Origin of the sequence: Flavobacterium anhuiense (genome assembly GCF_050990855.1) — a bacterium.
Classification (GTDB): Bacteria; Bacteroidota; Bacteroidia; order Flavobacteriales; family Flavobacteriaceae; genus Flavobacterium; species Flavobacterium anhuiense_C.
The window spans coordinates 3,620,321-3,636,136 of record NZ_CP158861.1; the positions used below are offsets into that span (position 1 = coordinate 3,620,321).

16 protein-coding genes are annotated in these 15,816 nt (G+C 33.0%); 11 read left to right on the forward strand and 5 right to left on the reverse strand.

Going from position 1 to position 15,816, the window contains the following annotated elements:
• Window positions 1-71: 71 nt before the first annotated feature.
• Window positions 72-1,130: an efflux RND transporter periplasmic adaptor subunit gene (locus ABTV69_RS16085; protein ID WP_433830523.1), complete on the reverse strand. Its 1,059-nt coding sequence runs from the start codon at window positions 1,128-1,130 to the stop codon at window positions 72-74.
• Window positions 1,131-1,606: 476 nt separating this feature from the next.
• Here ABTV69_RS16085 and ABTV69_RS16090 point away from each other — a divergent pair, with 476 nt between their 5' ends.
• The 4 genes from ABTV69_RS16090 to ABTV69_RS16105 all read left to right on the forward strand — a co-directional run bounded on the left by ABTV69_RS16090 (window position 1,607) and on the right by ABTV69_RS16105 (window position 4,176).
• Complete coding sequence (locus ABTV69_RS16090) at window positions 1,607-2,206, forward strand: TlpA family protein disulfide reductase (protein ID WP_433830525.1); 600 nt, start codon at window positions 1,607-1,609, stop codon at window positions 2,204-2,206.
• A 32-nt stretch (window positions 2,207-2,238) separates the two neighbouring features.
• Complete coding sequence (locus ABTV69_RS16095) at window positions 2,239-3,093, forward strand: hypothetical protein (protein WP_433830527.1); 855 nt, start codon at window positions 2,239-2,241, stop codon at window positions 3,091-3,093.
• Between the two features lie 141 nt (window positions 3,094-3,234).
• Window positions 3,235-3,510, forward strand: coding sequence for a hypothetical protein (locus tag ABTV69_RS16100; protein WP_433830529.1), 276 nt, complete (start codon window positions 3,235-3,237; stop codon window positions 3,508-3,510).
• 63 nt (window positions 3,511-3,573) lie between these two features.
• Window positions 3,574-4,176 carry a PAS domain-containing protein gene (locus ABTV69_RS16105; RefSeq protein ID WP_433830531.1) on the forward strand — a complete coding sequence of 201 codons (603 nt, stop codon included), beginning with the start codon at window positions 3,574-3,576 and terminating at the stop codon, window positions 4,174-4,176.
• A gap of 198 nt (window positions 4,177-4,374) precedes the next feature.
• Here ABTV69_RS16105 and recG read toward each other — a convergent pair whose 3' ends face one another.
• Window positions 4,375-6,654: an ATP-dependent DNA helicase RecG gene (recG, locus tag ABTV69_RS16110; RefSeq protein WP_433830533.1), complete on the reverse strand. Its 2,280-nt coding sequence runs from the start codon at window positions 6,652-6,654 to the stop codon at window positions 4,375-4,377.
• Window positions 6,655-6,721: 67 nt separating this feature from the next.
• Between recG and ABTV69_RS16115 the strand changes: the two genes are divergently transcribed.
• From ABTV69_RS16115 to ABTV69_RS16130, 4 genes are all read left to right on the forward strand, one after another.
• Entirely contained in the window at window positions 6,722-7,144 is a 423-nt protein-coding gene (locus ABTV69_RS16115) for a hypothetical protein (RefSeq protein WP_433830535.1), read from the forward strand.
• Window positions 7,145-7,280: 136 nt separating this feature from the next.
• The gene (locus ABTV69_RS16120) at window positions 7,281-9,050 is read left to right on the forward strand and encodes a hypothetical protein (RefSeq protein ID WP_433830537.1); all 1,770 of its coding nucleotides are present in this window, start codon (window positions 7,281-7,283) and stop codon (window positions 9,048-9,050) included.
• Window positions 9,051-9,081: 31 nt separating this feature from the next.
• On the forward strand, window positions 9,082-9,621 hold the full coding sequence (locus ABTV69_RS16125; protein ID WP_433830539.1) for a DUF1697 domain-containing protein: 540 nt from the start codon (window positions 9,082-9,084) through the stop codon (window positions 9,619-9,621).
• Complete coding sequence (locus ABTV69_RS16130; protein WP_433830541.1) at window positions 9,621-10,022, forward strand: DUF4348 domain-containing protein; 402 nt, start codon at window positions 9,621-9,623, stop codon at window positions 10,020-10,022. The genes ABTV69_RS16125 and ABTV69_RS16130 overlap by 1 nt, the downstream gene beginning before the upstream one ends.
• Here ABTV69_RS16130 and ABTV69_RS16135 read toward each other — a convergent pair.
• Window positions 10,015-10,395, reverse strand: a complete 381-nt coding sequence (locus ABTV69_RS16135) for a hypothetical protein (RefSeq protein WP_433830543.1) — start codon at window positions 10,393-10,395, stop codon at window positions 10,015-10,017. The two genes, ABTV69_RS16130 and ABTV69_RS16135, sit on opposite strands and share 8 nt — an antisense overlap.
• Window positions 10,396-11,139 (reverse strand): diphthine--ammonia ligase, encoded by a 744-nt coding sequence (locus tag ABTV69_RS16140; protein WP_433830545.1) that lies wholly within the window; start codon window positions 11,137-11,139, stop codon window positions 10,396-10,398. It abuts the gene before it with no gap.
• 86 nt (window positions 11,140-11,225) lie between these two features.
• Between ABTV69_RS16140 and ABTV69_RS16145 the strand changes: the two genes are divergently transcribed.
• The 3 genes from ABTV69_RS16145 to ABTV69_RS16155 all read left to right on the forward strand — a co-directional run bounded on the left by ABTV69_RS16145 (window position 11,226) and on the right by ABTV69_RS16155 (window position 15,148).
• On the forward strand, window positions 11,226-12,005 hold the full coding sequence (locus tag ABTV69_RS16145) for a transposase (protein WP_433830547.1): 780 nt from the start codon (window positions 11,226-11,228) through the stop codon (window positions 12,003-12,005).
• An 8-nt stretch (window positions 12,006-12,013) separates the two neighbouring features.
• Complete coding sequence (locus ABTV69_RS16150) at window positions 12,014-14,074, forward strand: M1 family metallopeptidase (RefSeq protein ID WP_433830549.1); 2,061 nt, start codon at window positions 12,014-12,016, stop codon at window positions 14,072-14,074.
• Window positions 14,075-14,242: 168 nt separating this feature from the next.
• Window positions 14,243-15,148, forward strand: coding sequence for a patatin-like phospholipase family protein (locus ABTV69_RS16155; protein ID WP_433830551.1), 906 nt, complete (start codon window positions 14,243-14,245; stop codon window positions 15,146-15,148).
• 108 nt (window positions 15,149-15,256) lie between these two features.
• On the opposite strand, the gene ABTV69_RS16160 is transcribed toward ABTV69_RS16155, so the two are convergent.
• Window positions 15,257-15,781 carry a hypothetical protein gene (locus ABTV69_RS16160; protein WP_433830553.1) on the reverse strand — a complete coding sequence of 175 codons (525 nt, stop codon included), beginning with the start codon at window positions 15,779-15,781 and terminating at the stop codon, window positions 15,257-15,259.
• Window positions 15,782-15,816: the final 35 nt, after the last annotated feature.

The following is a 15,816-nucleotide window of genomic DNA, read 5'->3' on the forward strand; positions in this document are numbered from 1 at the left end:
AATCATGCTATAATCTTTTATCTATGATTTTATGCCGCAAGATTTTAGACTTTCGACTTTGGACTTTCAGGCTATTTAACTTTAACTTTAATAGGAGCTTCGTCTTTTAAAGACATTACGCCGCTTGTAATCAAAGTGTCTCCAGGTTTTAATCCTGCTAGAATTAAAATTGAAGAATCTGTTCTTGTTGTAGCATCGACCATAACTTCTTTTGCTTGTCCGTTATTGGCAACATACACTTTTTTACCGTCTTGAATTGGCACGATAGCTTGAGAAGGAACTACAATAGCGTCTTTAATAATATTTAAAGGCAATTTGATGTCTGCAAAAGTTCCAGGGAAAAGTTTTCCGTCAGTATTATCTGCAAGCGCACGAATTTGAAGCGTACGTGTTGCAACGGCAACTTCTGGTTCGATTGCATAAATTTTTGCATTATACGTTTTGTCAGAACCAGAAACTTTAAAATCGATTACAGATCCAGATCGCACTTCTGCAGCATATTTTTCGGGAATTGAGAAAGTGATTTTTAATTTGCTGGTATTGACCAATTTTGCTACCAAAATAGTTGGTGTAATATAGGTTCCCGGAGAAATTGAGCGTAAACCAATTTTCCCTGAAAAAGGCGCTCTCACAGAAGTTTTAGAGATTTGTGCTTTTATTAATTGTGTTTGTGCTTGCGCAGAAGCATGATCGGCTTTTGCAACATCTGCTTCTTCTTGGCTAATGGCTTCCTTTTGCAATAATAGTTTTGCTCTTCTTTCGTTTTCGGCAGCCAAACCTTCTTTGGTCTGAGCTTGTCTTAATTGTGCTTTTAGTTCAATATCATTTACTTTCAGAAGTACCTGTCCTTTTGTTACAGTGCTTCCTTCATTAAAAAAAATGCCTTCAACGATTCCTGAAACTTCAGTATGAATTTCCACTTGCTCATTTGCTTCAATAGATCCTGATAATGCTAAATTATTATCAAAAGTGGCCGTCTTTATTACGATTCCATTAACAGTTGTTGGAGATTTTTTATCATCAAATTTTTTAGAGTCGTCGTTTTTACCCTTGTTGGAAATAATTCTGTAGGTAATAAAGCCTCCAATTGCAATGATTAATAGAGTGTAAATGAGGTGTTTTAGTTTCATAAAAAAGAGGTGAATATAGATTTTAGGTTTCTGTTTTTAGTAAGCTTACAAATTTAACTTTTTGGTGTGAAATCGGAAGCTGTTAGCGTTTATTTAACATTTGTATGTACAAGGGTTTGCTTTTAGACTAAAAGCAGATAAAAAGGTTTAATTAAAGTTTAATTTTTTTTAAAGAAAATAATTAAAAAGAACTTAAAGTAGTTTTTGACAACATTGTGTGAAGGCTGACCGTTTCTGGGGATGAAAGAATTTTTTTGCAATTTGTCTTATTTTTTTTGCACTTTATCGATTTTATTTGTAACATTGATATGTTAAACAAAATGGTGGAATTTTAACAAAACGCTATAAAAATAGTTTTGTGTTATTGTTAAAATATGTAAATAGAAGTTGTTTTTTTTGGTTTTTACTAGAAGGGGAGAAAAATAGTATTAACAAGTGTTTATTCTTTTGTTGTTTGAATAATAAAAAAATGATTTATGAAGAAAAAATTACTTCTAAGTTTATGGTTCACATTTTTACTTGCTGCGATTGGCTATTTATTTTGGCAGAATGAGTTTCAATACAGTCTACCAACGCCAATACCAAAGAATTATCATGCTATTGCAATGGGATCAAAAATCGAACTGGGTCCGTGTTGCGCATTTGATAACAAACCTATTTTCATTCATTTCTTTAATCCCGAATGCCCATGTTCGCGCTTCAATGTGCCGCATGTAAGCAGTTTGATTAAAAAGTACGGAGATCGTATCAATTTTAAAATTGTAGTCTTAAACAAACAGAAGAACTTTACGATTGATGAAATTCAGCAAAAGTTTGATGCCAAGATTCCTGTTTATTTTGATGAAGCAATTGCTAAGAAATGTGGTGTTTTCTCGACACCGCAGGCAGTTTTGCTAGATCAATCGCATGATTTGTATTACAGAGGCAATTACAATAAAACCCGATATTGTACAGATGCCCAAAGCAATTATGCCCAAATGGCGATTGATTCTCTTTTGAGCCGAAAAAACAATCCTACTTTTAATGCTTTAGCTCTTAAGGCTTACGGATGTTCGTTACCAAAATGTACTAAATAAATTTTTTCCCAAAACCTAAATCTAAATTCCCCATGAAAACAAAAGCTAGCTTAAACGAACAAGATTATCTGCACAGTTTTATGTCTACCATGACACAAAAATCGGATACAATTATTAACTATGTACTTGCAGTATATTTTCTTTTGGGTATCGGACTTTCTTTTAAATACGATACTTTCGAAATTGGTGTCGGTGTCGGAACGCTGAATCTTTTGGCTTATTATTCGGCTAAATTATTCATGAAAAATTCGAAATTTTACCAATATGTTTTATCTGTCGTTCTGGCCATTTTTATGGCGCAGTATATTTATCAAATGCATGGAATGTTTGAAATGCATTTTACAGTATTTATTGCCAGTACAATTCTGATTATTTATCAAAACTGGAAATTGCAAATTCCGCTTACTTTATTAGTAATTCTGCATCACGCTGGCTTGGCTTATCTGCAAAATTTTATCTATAACGATGCTAACGGACTTCAAGTTTATTTTTCCCAAGTAAATTTTGATCTAGAAACCTTGATTATCCATACCGTTTTGGCTGCTGTAGTATTTTTAATGAATGGCTATTGGGCATACTATTTTAAAGAACATAGCGAAAATCATATTTCTAAAATTTCAGACGAATATGAGTTGGAAAACATGAAATTGGCTTCGGCGAAATACAGCTCAATGTCAGCTACAAAAGACTACAATGATTTTATTCATAGAACAACTTTAGATTTGAAATTGCCAGTAAACTCGGTTTTAAAATTGATTGATGTTTCAAAAGGCCATACAGACAATGACAAACTGCTTACTTATCTTGAAATGATGAGAGAAAGTGCTAAGAAAATTGATGATTTGGTTAATGATATTCACGTAAAATCTACAGCAAGCAGAAGTTAGATTTCTAACTTTTGATCAAAATTGGAATCAGATTCCCTAAAAAAAAACGATACTAATTTTAAAATTGCGGTATGCTTAAGTACGATTTACCAACTGCGGTGCCTACACTGCATAGTCTAAAAAAAAACAATTGATGCTTTCTTGAATGAAAGTATCACATTAGATTCAATAGGGAAAATTGGCGCTCAATCTGAATTTGAAACAGAAGTGAGAGAAATTTTTAAAGGTTATCGAAATAATTCACATGTTTATGATCTTGATTTTCAGTACAAAAAGCTAATTCAGATTGTGAGTGATATTCGACATCTGAATCTTGCCATTGATAACCAGATTCCGGAATGGTTAGAAAATGAACTGGAAGTGGTATTTCAAAAAATCAGAACAATTTTGCTTGTTTTGGAGATTGAGTCGAATTGAAAATGATGTAAGGATTCATTTTATACACTTATTGAATGGCAAATTAATTTAAATGTAAAATTTATGGATACCAGATTACACCGTCCAACACCTTCTGATAGAGAAGTAGACTGGAATAAGAGTAAAGTGCTGCTAAGTAAAACTGATAAAAAAGGAACTATTTTATATGCCAACGAAGATTTTATAGATGTTTCTGGTTATGATGAGTTTGAACTTGTAGGTCAGCCTCACAATATAGTTCGTCATCCCGATATGCCCAAAGTGATTTTTAAATTCTTGTGGGACAGTATTAAATCTAGTGAAAATATTCATGTTATTATAAAAAACATGGCCAAGACGGGACGTTATTATTGGGTTGTAACCGATTTCAAAATCGTAGCAGATATAGATGGCGAGATTGTAGGTTACTTTGGAACTAGAAAATCGGTTCCAAATGATATTATTGTAAAGTTTATTGAGCCTTTGTACAAAAAACTGTTACAGATTGAAGAAACGAGTGGCATGCACGCTTCTGAAGAGTATTTAGTAGGTTTTCTAGAAGAAAGAAAGAAAACCTATATGGAATACATCGATCATTTGATTGCAACTGGAAAGGACGATAAAAATAAGATAAGTAAAGGCTTATTTAGTGGCTTTTTTGAAAAGAAAAATGAGAATAAAAAATAATTAAAGTACTAATATACTTCATTGTGTCTGATATAATATTCAACTTTAAATTTGACCCCCATCAAAACTAAATCTAAAGAATACAACAGAAATGCAATGGAGTATATTTTTTTTGTTTCAAGTTTCAGGTTTCAAGTTTCAGGTTTCAGGTTTAGCTGGGAAACCTTTGATCCTTTGAGCCTCTGTCCCTTTGAACCTCTAACTAATATAATTCCAAATATTCTTCTTCTTCGTCATTTCGATAAAAATCGCTCTAAGAATAGTATTTTCAGGTTTTTGAAGAGCAGAATCTTCCTTTAAAATTTTCATGGCGTAATTTCTAGCCAAAGAAAGAATATCTCTATCTTTTACAATATCAGCAATCTGCAAGTTTAAAACACCGCTTTGTTGTGTCCCCATTAAATCGCCAGGACCTCGAAGCTTCAAGTCGACTTCAGCAATTTCAAAACCATCATTGGTTTGCACCATAGTTTCCATTCTGGTTTTGCTGTCAGAACTTAATTTATGCCCTGTCATCAAGATACAGTAACTCTGTTCGGCGCCACGACCCACACGACCGCGAAGCTGATGCAATTGCGAAAGTCCGAATCTTTCAGCACTTTCAATAATCATTACACTGGCGTTTGGAACGTTTACACCAACCTCAATTACCGTTGTAGCCACCATAATATCGGTTTTTCCTTCAGAGAAACGCTTCATTTCAGCATCTTTATCTGCTGGTTTCATTTTTCCATGAAGAATAGAAATAGAATATTGCGGCAACGGAAAATCACGAGAAATACTTTCGTAACCGTCCATTAAATCTTTATAATCCATTTTTTCAGATTCCTGAATTAGTGGATATACAATATAAATCTGTCTTCCTTTTGCAATTTCGTCACGAAGAAACTTCCAAACTTTCAATCGGTTTGAATCGTAACGATGAACCGTCTGAATTGGTTTTCTTCCTGGAGGCAATTCGTCGATCAAAGAAATATCCAAATCGCCATACAAACTCATAGCTAAAGTTCTTGGAATAGGAGTGGCAGTCATAACCAAAACGTGTGGCGGAATATCATTTTTCTTCCATAATTTAGACCTTTGCTCTACGCCAAATCGATGTTGTTCGTCAATTACAGCCAAACCTAGATTCTGAAATTGAACTTTATCTTCTAATAAAGCGTGCGTTCCAATCAAAATTTTAAGTTCGCCGCTTTCCAGTTCTTCATGAATAATTTTTCTTTCAGCAGTTTTGGTAGAGCCTGTTAAAATTCGAATATTGATATTTAGCGTTTTAGCAAATTCAGACAAACCAAGAAAATGCTGATTCGCTAAGATTTCTGTTGGCGCCATCAAACAAGCCTGAAAGCCGTTGTCAATTGCCAAAAGCATGCTCATAAAAGCGACAATCGTTTTTCCAGAACCCACATCGCCTTGAAGCAAACGGTTCATTTGGGCGTTGCTTCCCATATCGGTTCTGATTTCTTTAATTACTCGTTTTTGAGCATTTGTCAAATCAAAAGGCAAGTGATTTTTATAAAATTCATTAAAAAGTTCACCCACTTTGTCAAATGGATGTCCTTTTATTTTATGTTTTCGAATGAGATTTTTTGTAATTAATTGCAGCTGAATAAAGAATAATTCTTCAAATTTCAGTCTGAATTGTGCTTTCGCTAAAATTTCAGCGCTCTTCGGAAAATGAATATTGAATAAAGCTGTTCTTTTTGGAATCAACTTTAATTCTTCGATTAAAAAATGTGGAAAAGTTTCGGTAAACAACGCTTGTGTTTCTAGAAAAAGCTGTTCCATCATTTTATTTATCGTTCGATTCGAAATTCCTTTATTCGATAAAGCTTCGGTAGAAGGATAAACAGGTTGCATTGCCGAGCGTAAACTTCTTTCGTGCTCGCTTAACAATTCAATTTCAGGATGTGCCATGCTAAACTGGCTTCCATAAAGAGAACATTTTCCAAAAATCACTAGAGTTTCATTCAGCTTTAAACTCTCGCGAATCCATTTATGGCCTTGGAACCAATTTAAATCGATTTGCCCCGTATCGTCAACAAAAGTTGCTACAAGACGCTTTTTATTCTTAGCAAATTCAACAGTTTTTATGTGGATTATTTTTCCAATAATCTGAACTTCTGAGCCCGTATTCTGCAATTCGTTAATCTTGTAATAACGTGTCCTGTCAATATATCGATTCGGAAAAAGATTGACTAAATTTCCATATTTATGAATGCCCAATTCCTTGCGAAGCAGCTGGCCACGACTGGGACCAACACCTTTTAAGTATTCAATTGGAGTTTCTAGAAGATTGTTTGACATTCGAAGATTTAGATTTTTTTTAGAAGCAAGGAGAAAGAAAAAAGATAAAGCTTTTGTCTTGCTTCTTTCTTCTTGTTTCTTTAGAAAAGCGAAGATAGATTTTAATTGGGAATTTTGAAAATGAATTGTTGTTTTCAAGTCTTTGAATATTAAGTTATCGTTAAGTTGCAATAAACTAACGCAACGATTTTAAATAAGGAAAGTCTTATAAATAGTTAAACCGTAAAAACTATTAAAAATGAAAAAAATTGGACTTTTAATCGTATTATTTATTTCTTTAAATTCTTGTTCTAACGACGATTCGGATAATAAGGCAGACGCTGTCGTTACTGATTATTATGGAAAATGGGTACAATATAATGAACCTAAAAGCGACCATCCTTCCTCCAATCAGTATTCTTATGTTTTTAATAAGGATAATACATTTTCAAAAACCAGAATATATGAAAGTATTAATGTAACGTTGACTGGAACTTTTGAGATTATAATCCAAGATAACCTTACTCGCTTTGTATTAACTTATAAAGAGAAAAAGGAAAATTCATTTATTTCAAACTGTGGAGGTGGCTTGATAGAAAGTTTTACTCTGGATAAGTCTTCAAAATTAATAGATGATGCTCGTGCATGTGATGCAGCTTTCGTATTTAAGAAAGCAAATTAAAATTATAATAAGCCGAAAGCTGTAAAACTCTGTTAGTTCTTAACAGAGTTTTTTTTATTTATTAAAGTCAGTATTGTTTTAATAAAAAAGATAATTGCTAGATTTGTTTTAGCATTCAAATTATAAGCCCAATATAATGAAAGAAGAAAAAGTTCCTTTTGCAACAATGGTATTTTCTGGCGTTACGTTTAAAGTAATTAACCGACACGAAGCTCACACAATTATTAGTGATCTTGCGGATTTCAGCAACAATAAAATCTATAATGTTTTTGAAGATACTTGGCGTTTTCCTGATTACGAGGAAAATCCGATATTTCTTTTAGCAGAAGACGATGTGGAAATGGATTCGTTTGAAATGGATTTTAGTACAGAAGAACATTCGGACGTTTTTATTTTAGGGTTTATTTTCAAAGGAAATTTAACCGTTGCAAAGCTTATCAGTTCGTACGACACTGATAATTCTCCTGCTTTAATTGTTTTAGGAAAAACCACAACAGTCAATATTAATTTGTTTGGTAGCGTTCACTATTTAGGTGGAGGCCTGCAATGCGACACGCTTGTTGGTGAATACAACCATGGAGAACTTTTTGTAAAAGGTGATCTTACAGCGTGGTTAATTTATGCTGATGATATGCTGCTTCATTTTGAGCGTTTTACAGACGTTCAGGCAATTATAAGCGCTGGAAGACCAGATATTTTAATTTGCAGCAATGTTCAAGATACCGATGGATCTGTTATAACGGTAGAAAATTATCTGCCTTCAACGCATAAACTTTCCGATATCGTAGATGATGCTTTTCTTGAATATTCAGATTATGGCAACGAAATATTAGGGCATAACTATTTGAACGTTTTTAAAGACGGACTTTCAATTTTAGATTACGATAAAAAAGAGAAATATTCGTATGCTGATTTCCGTAATCAGTTTATTGATATGGTTGAAATTTTGTCTGAAAAAGAAGAATTGAAAGAGAACGGAAAAATCGTGAGATCTATTGCTGGAACGACTTATTTGTTTATTCCTTTTGATTATGAAGGAAAGAAATACAGCCAGATTTCTGAAGAAATTTCGAATGGATTTAATATCAGAATGAGAGCTTTATGGTGCCATGATGATCAAGAAATCATGCTTATTTTAGAATATCTTGATGAAAATGGAGATCCAAAGTACCAATGGATAAATGACGAAAATGCACCAGGAATCGAGCTTTTCTGTGTGAAAAATGCGGCAATAGAAACTTTTGAAATGTTGACAGCAGAAGTTATTGAAGAAGATGAAGAAGATGGAGAAACAGAATATGCAGATTATGATAGCCGTTTTTCTTTAGAAGAATTTGCTTCTCAATTTGGCAATTATAAATTACCAGAAGATTTAGTAAAACTCTATGAATTTGAACGTGAATATGGTGTAGAAACCTATTCAGAATGCTTCGGGCTTACAATTACTGATGATAAAACTGGAATAAAAACTTGGTCAGAACAAGAGGAATTCTACAATAGTTTTATCGAATTTGCAGGCGCAAACGGTTCAGGAAGTTCCTACGCGTATTGGATTATTGATAAGGATTTAAATAATTGTCCAATTGTTGTTTTTGGCGATGAAGGCGGAGTGCATGTAGTGGCAGAAAACACGCAAAAACTGATTCAGCTTCTGACTTTAGACACTGAAATTTCAGTTGATTTTGATAAAGCCTATTTTTATCAAGATGAGGAATATTATGAAGAAAGTGAGAACAAGGAAGAGTTTCGCGATTGGGTCAAAGAAGAATTCAATCTTGATGCAATAGAATCTAATGAAGAAGCAGATGAAATTGTAGCGCAAGCACAAAGTAAATACAAACAAAGTTTCAATGATTTCTTAGTGAAATTTGATATTGAAATTAGCGAAGAAGAAGATGATGAATAGTTTTTTTATCTTTGATTTAAATTAGAATAAAATGAAAACACATTTAGCGCTTTTACGCGGAATCAATGTTTCTGGGCATAATATGATGAAAATGGAAGCTTTGAAAGCAATGCTGGAGAACCTTGGATTTCAGAATGTTCGAACGTATCTACAATCTGGAAATGTTTTTGTTGATAGCGAAGAAGAGGCCTCGAAAGTTGGTTTTATGATCAAACAGGAAATTTTTAAAGTTTTTGGTCACGAAGTTCCTGTTGTTATGATCACAAAAGAAAATCTGCAATCTTGTTTTGCAAACAATGCATTTTTAAAAGAGAAAGATGCTGATACTAAAAAGCTTTATGTAGCTTTTGTATCAATGGCTTTAAAAAAGGAAAGTATTAACGATTTGAAAATTAGTCAGTTTAAGCCAGACGAAGCGAGTATCGACGAAAATAGAATTTTTATTAAATATGCTGTTGGCGCTGGAAAAACACGTTTTGATCAAAAATATATTGAGAAAAAACTAAATGTAACAGCAACAATTCGAAACTGGAATACGGTTACGAACTTGCTAAAAATGTATGAAGAATAATGAAAAAATGCTTTTTTATAGTTTTTGTTTTTGCAATGAGTTTGAGTGCTTCGGTTTACGCTCAGAATGCAAAATCGGCTCCAGAAGATTTTAATGACTTTTTCAAGAAATTTAATTCTGATAAGAAATTTCAAGTTACTAGAGTTATTTTTCCTGTCAAATACAAAGGTAACAATGATGATTTTGAATTAGCAGATTATACAATGACAAAAGAAATGTATAAAATCCTAAATTTGAACAACAAAGCTGATGAGAAATATTTAAAACGAACATTAGTTACGAAGAAAAACAAAGTGACGCTACAAGAACGAGGACTTGATAGTGGAATTTATATTGATTATGTTTTTGAATTAAAAGAAAACAAGTGGTTCCTTAAAACTTGGATTGACCAGTCTACTTAATATTAATTGGAGCTTTTTTTAGATATAATGTATCTATTTTATGAAAAGCTCCTTTTTTCATTCCACCGCCAAAAGGCTGTATAAATTGAATATTTTGAGATTCATAACCCTCTTTGTCGATAGCTTCATTTACAGCTAAATTGGGTGCTTCAAAACGAAAAAAAGTAAACTGACGATAGCGCTTTTCTTCTAAAGAAAAATAACCGTTAGACTGGCTTAAAGTTTCACCAACTTTACAATTTTCAATAGGCAGTTTCGTTTCGGCATCGTAAATATAACCTGTAATTTGAGGTCTTTTGCATCGATTAACCAAACAGCTTTGCAAAAAGAAGGAAACGAAAACTAGAAGGATAATTTTATAAAAAAACTTCATTTACTTTTTGATTAAATCACAATACCAAAATCCAAAATCAAAAGCGGTTTCATCATTGGTATCGCATGCTGTGTTGGATGAATCTTCTTGTTTGGGTTTTTCATATTTTCGATAAACAATTTCACCAATTTCAAAATCAATTGGTTTCGAGAATATTGGTCCGTCGAACGTAAAAGTATGAAATTCACCATTTTCGCCACAAACATCAACGTTCTCAGGAAGATCGTTTATAAAATCCTGATCGATAATTCTTCCAACAAAGCTTTTGTCTAAATATTTTTCGTTTACACAAACGACTATGGTTTTAAATCCTAACGAAATAAATTCTTGAATTAAATCGTGGGTTGGAATTTTCCAAATTGGAAAAACGCCTGTAAGTCCAATTGTAGCTAATTGATTTTCTCGGTACGAGCGTAAATCTTCTAGAAAAATATCTCCAAAAATAGAATGTGTTATTCCGCTTTGCTTGAGTTCGGTTAAAGTTTCAGTCATTACTTTTTCGTAAATTTCCATTGTAGGCATTTCTGGAACTTCAAGAATTTTTAACGGAATTCCGATGCTTTCGGCTTGTTCTTTTAATAGTTCAACACGAATTCCGTGCATTGAAATACGTTGATATTTCGTGTTAACACTTGTCAGTAAACATTCAATTTGAAAATCTCTTTTTTGAAGGGTTTTGTATAAAGAAAGAGCAGAATCTTTTCCGCTGCTCCAGTTAAATAAGGCTTTTTGAGGTGTAGACACAATTTGGCAGTTTTATACTGTAAACTTACAAATTTCATTCTATTTGTAAACGAAACCTTTTGTAACTTTGGATTTTTACATGCCTAATGATTACATTATTTAAAGATAAATTTAAAACCAATTCGCAAAGACTGCAAAATTGGGATTATTCGAGTGAAGCAGTTTATTTTCTTACGATAGTAACAAAAGATAGAAAATGCATTTTTGGAGTTATTGAAGAAGAAAAAATGATTTTAAATGAAAATGGAAAGATTGTTGAAAATGAACTTTTAAAATCGATAAAGACTCGTAAAAATTGGTTTTTCCACAATTGGATTATTATGCCAAATCATATTCATTTATTAATCGAAATTGTAGAGACGCACAGCTGTGCGTCTACGCTCAGCATATCCGCGACGGAAAATAATACAATTTCAGATTCCAATTTTCTATCCGAAACAGGATATAACGATTTGGGAAATTCTTTGTCGACATACGGGCGTGAGACGCACAGCTGTGCGCCTCTACAAAACCAATCTGACGTAAATTCAGATTCCAATTTACACGAATCGCATATCGTAGAGACGCACAGCTGTGCGTCTACGTCCAGCATATCGACAACGGGAGATAATACAAATACTGTTTCTACGTCCAGCATATCCGCAACGAAAACCAATTCAGAATCGAAATTTTCTCGAAAAAATCATTCTATTTCATCATTTGTCGCTATTTTTAAATCGGTTACCACAAGACAAATTAATGGCTCTGAATCAATTTGGCAGGCAAATTATCACGATCATATTGTTAGAAATTATAAAAGGTTTGAAAGGATTTACGATTACATCAAGCACAATCCAAGATCTTGGGAAACTGATTCTTTAAAATAAAATTTTCAATGAAATACATCTTTCTATTATTCACCAGTTTTCTATTTGCACAGCAAACCAAATACGTTGATTTTAAATCTGTTTCTGGACAATTGACATTAAATCCGAATGAAAAAACGATTTCTGGAACTGTCGACTTTCAGTTTCAGGTTTTGCAGGATATTGATACTATTTCGCTTGACGCTAAAAACATGGAATTTTCAAATGTAAAAATAGATGAAAATGAAATCATGTTTATCAATACGAATAAAGAATTAAAACTGATTTTCCCTTTTAAAAAAGGACAAAATCACTTGACTTTCAGTTATACTGCAAAACCAAAACAAGCTTTGTATTTTGTTGACATGGAAAATGAAGAAGTGCAAATCTGGACGCAAGGGCAGGGAAGATACACCAGCAATTGGTTTCCAAGTTTTGATGATGTAAATGAGAAATTGATTTTTAATCTCGGTGTTTCTTACGATAAAGATTATCAGGTGGTTTCAAACGGAATTTTAAAAGAAAAAACAGCCAACGGAAATTTAAGTCATTGGCAATTTCAGATGGAAAAACCAATGAGTTCCTATTTGTTAATGCTTGCGATTGGGAAATATGATAAAAAAGAATTTAAATCTAAAACCAGAATTCCCTTAGAATATTATTTCGAATCCAAAGATGCAGATCGTTTTGAGCCAACCTATCGCTATTCGAAACGAATTTTCGATTTTCTTGAAAAAGAAATCGGTGTAAAATATCCTTGGAAAATCAATAGACAGATTCCTGTTAGAGACTTTCTGTATGCAGGAATGGAAAACACCACTTCCACACTTTTTGCAACGCGTTATGTGGTTGATTCAATAGGTTTTTGTGATCGAAATTATACTAATGTAGATGCTCATGAATTGGCACATCATTGGTTTGGAGATTTAATCACAGCAGAAAGCAGCACACATCATTGGCTTCAGGAAGGATTTGCAACTTATTTTGCTTTGCTAGCAGAAAGAGATATTTATGGTGACGATTATTTCTATTCGAAATTATACGATACAGCACAGCAGATTAAATTTGCTTCTCGCACCGACATGATTCCGGTTCTAAATGCAAAGGCAAGTTCGCTGACATTTTACGAAAAAGGAGCTTGGGCATTATTTGTTTTGCATGAATCTATTGGAGATAAAGCCTTCAAGAAAGCAATTAAAAGCTATTTGAACAAATATGCATATCAAAGTGTAAACACGCAAAATTTCTTTGACGAGATTAAAAAAGTTTCCGATTTTGATTTGGATAAATTTCAGAAAACCTGGCTAGAATCAACTGCTTTTGATACGCCAACTGCCAATGAACTGTTGAGTAAAAACAAAACGATTCAAAAGCGATTGGAGATTGATAAATTGAAGAAAATACCACTGAAAGATAAATTTGATGTTCTAAAAAGCACTTTAGAATCTGATGTTTATCAATCTGTAAAAGAAGCTATTGTTGACCAATTGGAAAATGAAAAATACGAAGACAAAAAGCCGCTTTTGTTTTTGGCAATGCAAACGAATAATGTAAAAGTTCGTCAAAATCTAGCTGAAACTTTAACCAAAATTCCAGAAGACTTTAGAGCAAATTACGAAACGCTTCTGGATGATAAATCCTATCAGACTCAAGAAATTGCGCTCTATTGGCTGTGGAGAAATTTTCCTGACCACAGAACAGCATATTTGGATAAATCAAAAAACTGGATTGGTTTCAACGATTATAACTTGAGAACATTGTGGCTTTCTTTGGCTTTATCGACACCAAATTACACAAATGAGCAAGATGCTTTAATAAATGAACTAATTGCTTTTTCGTCTACAAAATACGAAGCCACAACGCGACAAAATGCTTTAGAAAAGTTAATTGCTTTTAAGATTATTAACGATCAGGTTTTGACCAATTTAGTTGGGGCTACTACACACCACATGTGGCAATTTTCAAAGTTTGGAAGAGATACCATTAGGCTTCTGTTAAAAAATCCTGAAATGCGTGCTTCATTTAATAGAATTTTACCTAATTTGACCCCCGATGAGCAATTCCAATTGGATCGTTTGTTGAAAGAGTAAATTAGACTGGAGTAGAAGAAGCAAGAAGCAAGAAGAAAGAAGAAAGAAGAAAGAAGAAAGAAGAAAGAAGAAAGATTGTTGAGAAAGTTAAAAAGTCTTTCCTCTTGCTTCTTTCCTCTATCAAGTCTCAAAAAAAAATCCCAAAAAACAAAACCTACATTACAATTTATGAGAGCATTGGTTATTTCAGGTGGTGGCAGTAAAGGCGCATTTGCCGGTGGTGTTGCCCAGTATTTAATAGAAGAAAAAAGACACGAATACGATTTGTTTTTAGGCACTTCTACAGGAAGTTTGCTTATTCCGCATTTAGCTCTTGGCCATATCAAAAAAATACATTCTGTATACACCAATGTCACCATGTCGAGTATTTTTAATATTTGTCCGTTTGTAGTAAAAACTAAAGATGGCGTGGATATTGTGACCATTAATCACTTTAATGTAATACGCCAGTTTTTTAAGGGAAAACGAACTTTTGGAGAAAGCAAAGGTTTGAAGAAATACATTCAGAATAATTTCTCTCTTTCTGATTTTAATAAACTCAAAAAATTAAAAACCGATGTTATCGTAACCGTAACAAATTTTACTACCAACGAATCGGAATACAAATCAGCTAAAGATTGCACGTACGAGGAGTTTTGCGAATGGTCTTGGATCTCGAGTAATTATGTGCCTTTTATGAGTTTGGTTGAAAAGAACAACTTCGAATACGGTGACGGAGGATTCTCGAGTTTGGTGCCAATTCGTGAAGCGATTAATCGTGGCGCAACAGAAATAGATGTTATTGTTCTTGAAACAGAAGTGAATACCACAAAAACAGTGATTGGGAAAAATCCATTTTCTTTAATGATCGATTTGTTCCGAATTGCTTTAGATCAAGTTGAGAAACACGATATTGCTATAGGAAAACTTATGGCAAATACTAAAGATGTGAAACTTAATTTATATTACACTCCAATAAAATTAACAGATAATGCGCTGATTTTTAATAAGGATGTAATGAAAGAATGGTGGGAGCAAGGTTATGAATATGCTCAGAATAAGTCTGAGGTGATGAGTGATAATAGGAAGATGTAGATTTTAGATTGCAGATTTTAGATTGCAGATTTTAGATTTTAGATTTTAGATTGCAGATTTTAGACTACTTCTAATCTCAATCTAAAATCTAAAATCTAAAATATATTTTTAATACCAAAGTTCTGCTACTTCCGATTTTATAAAACTTAAAGCTGCGTTGCTTGGAGATTGTTTCTCTAATAAATCATTTAAAATTACTTCGCGAAGTTTATCAGCGTTTTCTACTTTATCGCTCATTGCTGCTTTACGAATCATTTGGATTGTTGCATTTTTTGCAGTTGAAATGATCGTCCAACATTCTTCAGACATATAAATCTGCTGAGTTAAATTGTGTTCGAATTCTTGTTCGATTTGCTCGATTAAGTAATTTTCGTAGTCGTGTTTATTCTGAGAAATTGGAGAAAGTCTAATTAGCAATTTAGTCAAGTTAATACGTTCTAAAAACAAAGTCATACGTTCGTAAGCTTGTAAACGTACCGGAAGTGATTCTTTGTGCGCTTGTTTGTTTAATAAAAAAGCACGTTTTTTATCATTGTTTTTAATGTGCAGTTCAAAAAAACTGTAAGCAACAAATCCTGTAACAATTGCAGGTAAAGTATAACTGGCTAATTCTATAATTCTTGTAAAATCCATTGGGTTAATTTTTTAGCAAAAATATACTTTTTGAG

Bases quoted from the DNA above. Each gene is read 5' to 3' on its own strand.
- ABTV69_RS16085 (WP_433830523.1), bottom strand. From the start codon at position 1,130: ATGAAACTAAAACACCTCATTTACACTCTATTAATCATTGCAATTGGA.
- ABTV69_RS16090 (WP_433830525.1), top strand. From the start codon at position 1,607: ATGAAGAAAAAATTACTTCTAAGTTTATGGTTCACATTTTTACTTGCT.
- ABTV69_RS16095 (WP_433830527.1), top strand. From the start codon at position 2,239: ATGAAAACAAAAGCTAGCTTAAACGAACAAGATTATCTGCACAGTTTT.
- ABTV69_RS16105 (WP_433830531.1), top strand. From the start codon at position 3,574: ATGGATACCAGATTACACCGTCCAACACCTTCTGATAGAGAAGTAGAC.
- ABTV69_RS16115 (WP_433830535.1), top strand. From the start codon at position 6,722: ATGAAAAAAATTGGACTTTTAATCGTATTATTTATTTCTTTAAATTCT.
- ABTV69_RS16120 (WP_433830537.1), top strand. From the start codon at position 7,281: ATGAAAGAAGAAAAAGTTCCTTTTGCAACAATGGTATTTTCTGGCGTT.
- ABTV69_RS16125 (WP_433830539.1), top strand. From the start codon at position 9,082: ATGAAAACACATTTAGCGCTTTTACGCGGAATCAATGTTTCTGGGCAT.
- ABTV69_RS16130 (WP_433830541.1), top strand. From the start codon at position 9,621: ATGAAAAAATGCTTTTTTATAGTTTTTGTTTTTGCAATGAGTTTGAGT.
- ABTV69_RS16135 (WP_433830543.1), bottom strand. From the start codon at position 10,395: ATGAAGTTTTTTTATAAAATTATCCTTCTAGTTTTCGTTTCCTTCTTT.
- ABTV69_RS16145 (WP_433830547.1), top strand. From the start codon at position 11,226: ATGATTACATTATTTAAAGATAAATTTAAAACCAATTCGCAAAGACTG.
- ABTV69_RS16150 (WP_433830549.1), top strand. From the start codon at position 12,014: ATGAAATACATCTTTCTATTATTCACCAGTTTTCTATTTGCACAGCAA.
- ABTV69_RS16155 (WP_433830551.1), top strand. From the start codon at position 14,243: ATGAGAGCATTGGTTATTTCAGGTGGTGGCAGTAAAGGCGCATTTGCC.
- ABTV69_RS16160 (WP_433830553.1), bottom strand. From the start codon at position 15,781: ATGGATTTTACAAGAATTATAGAATTAGCCAGTTATACTTTACCTGCA.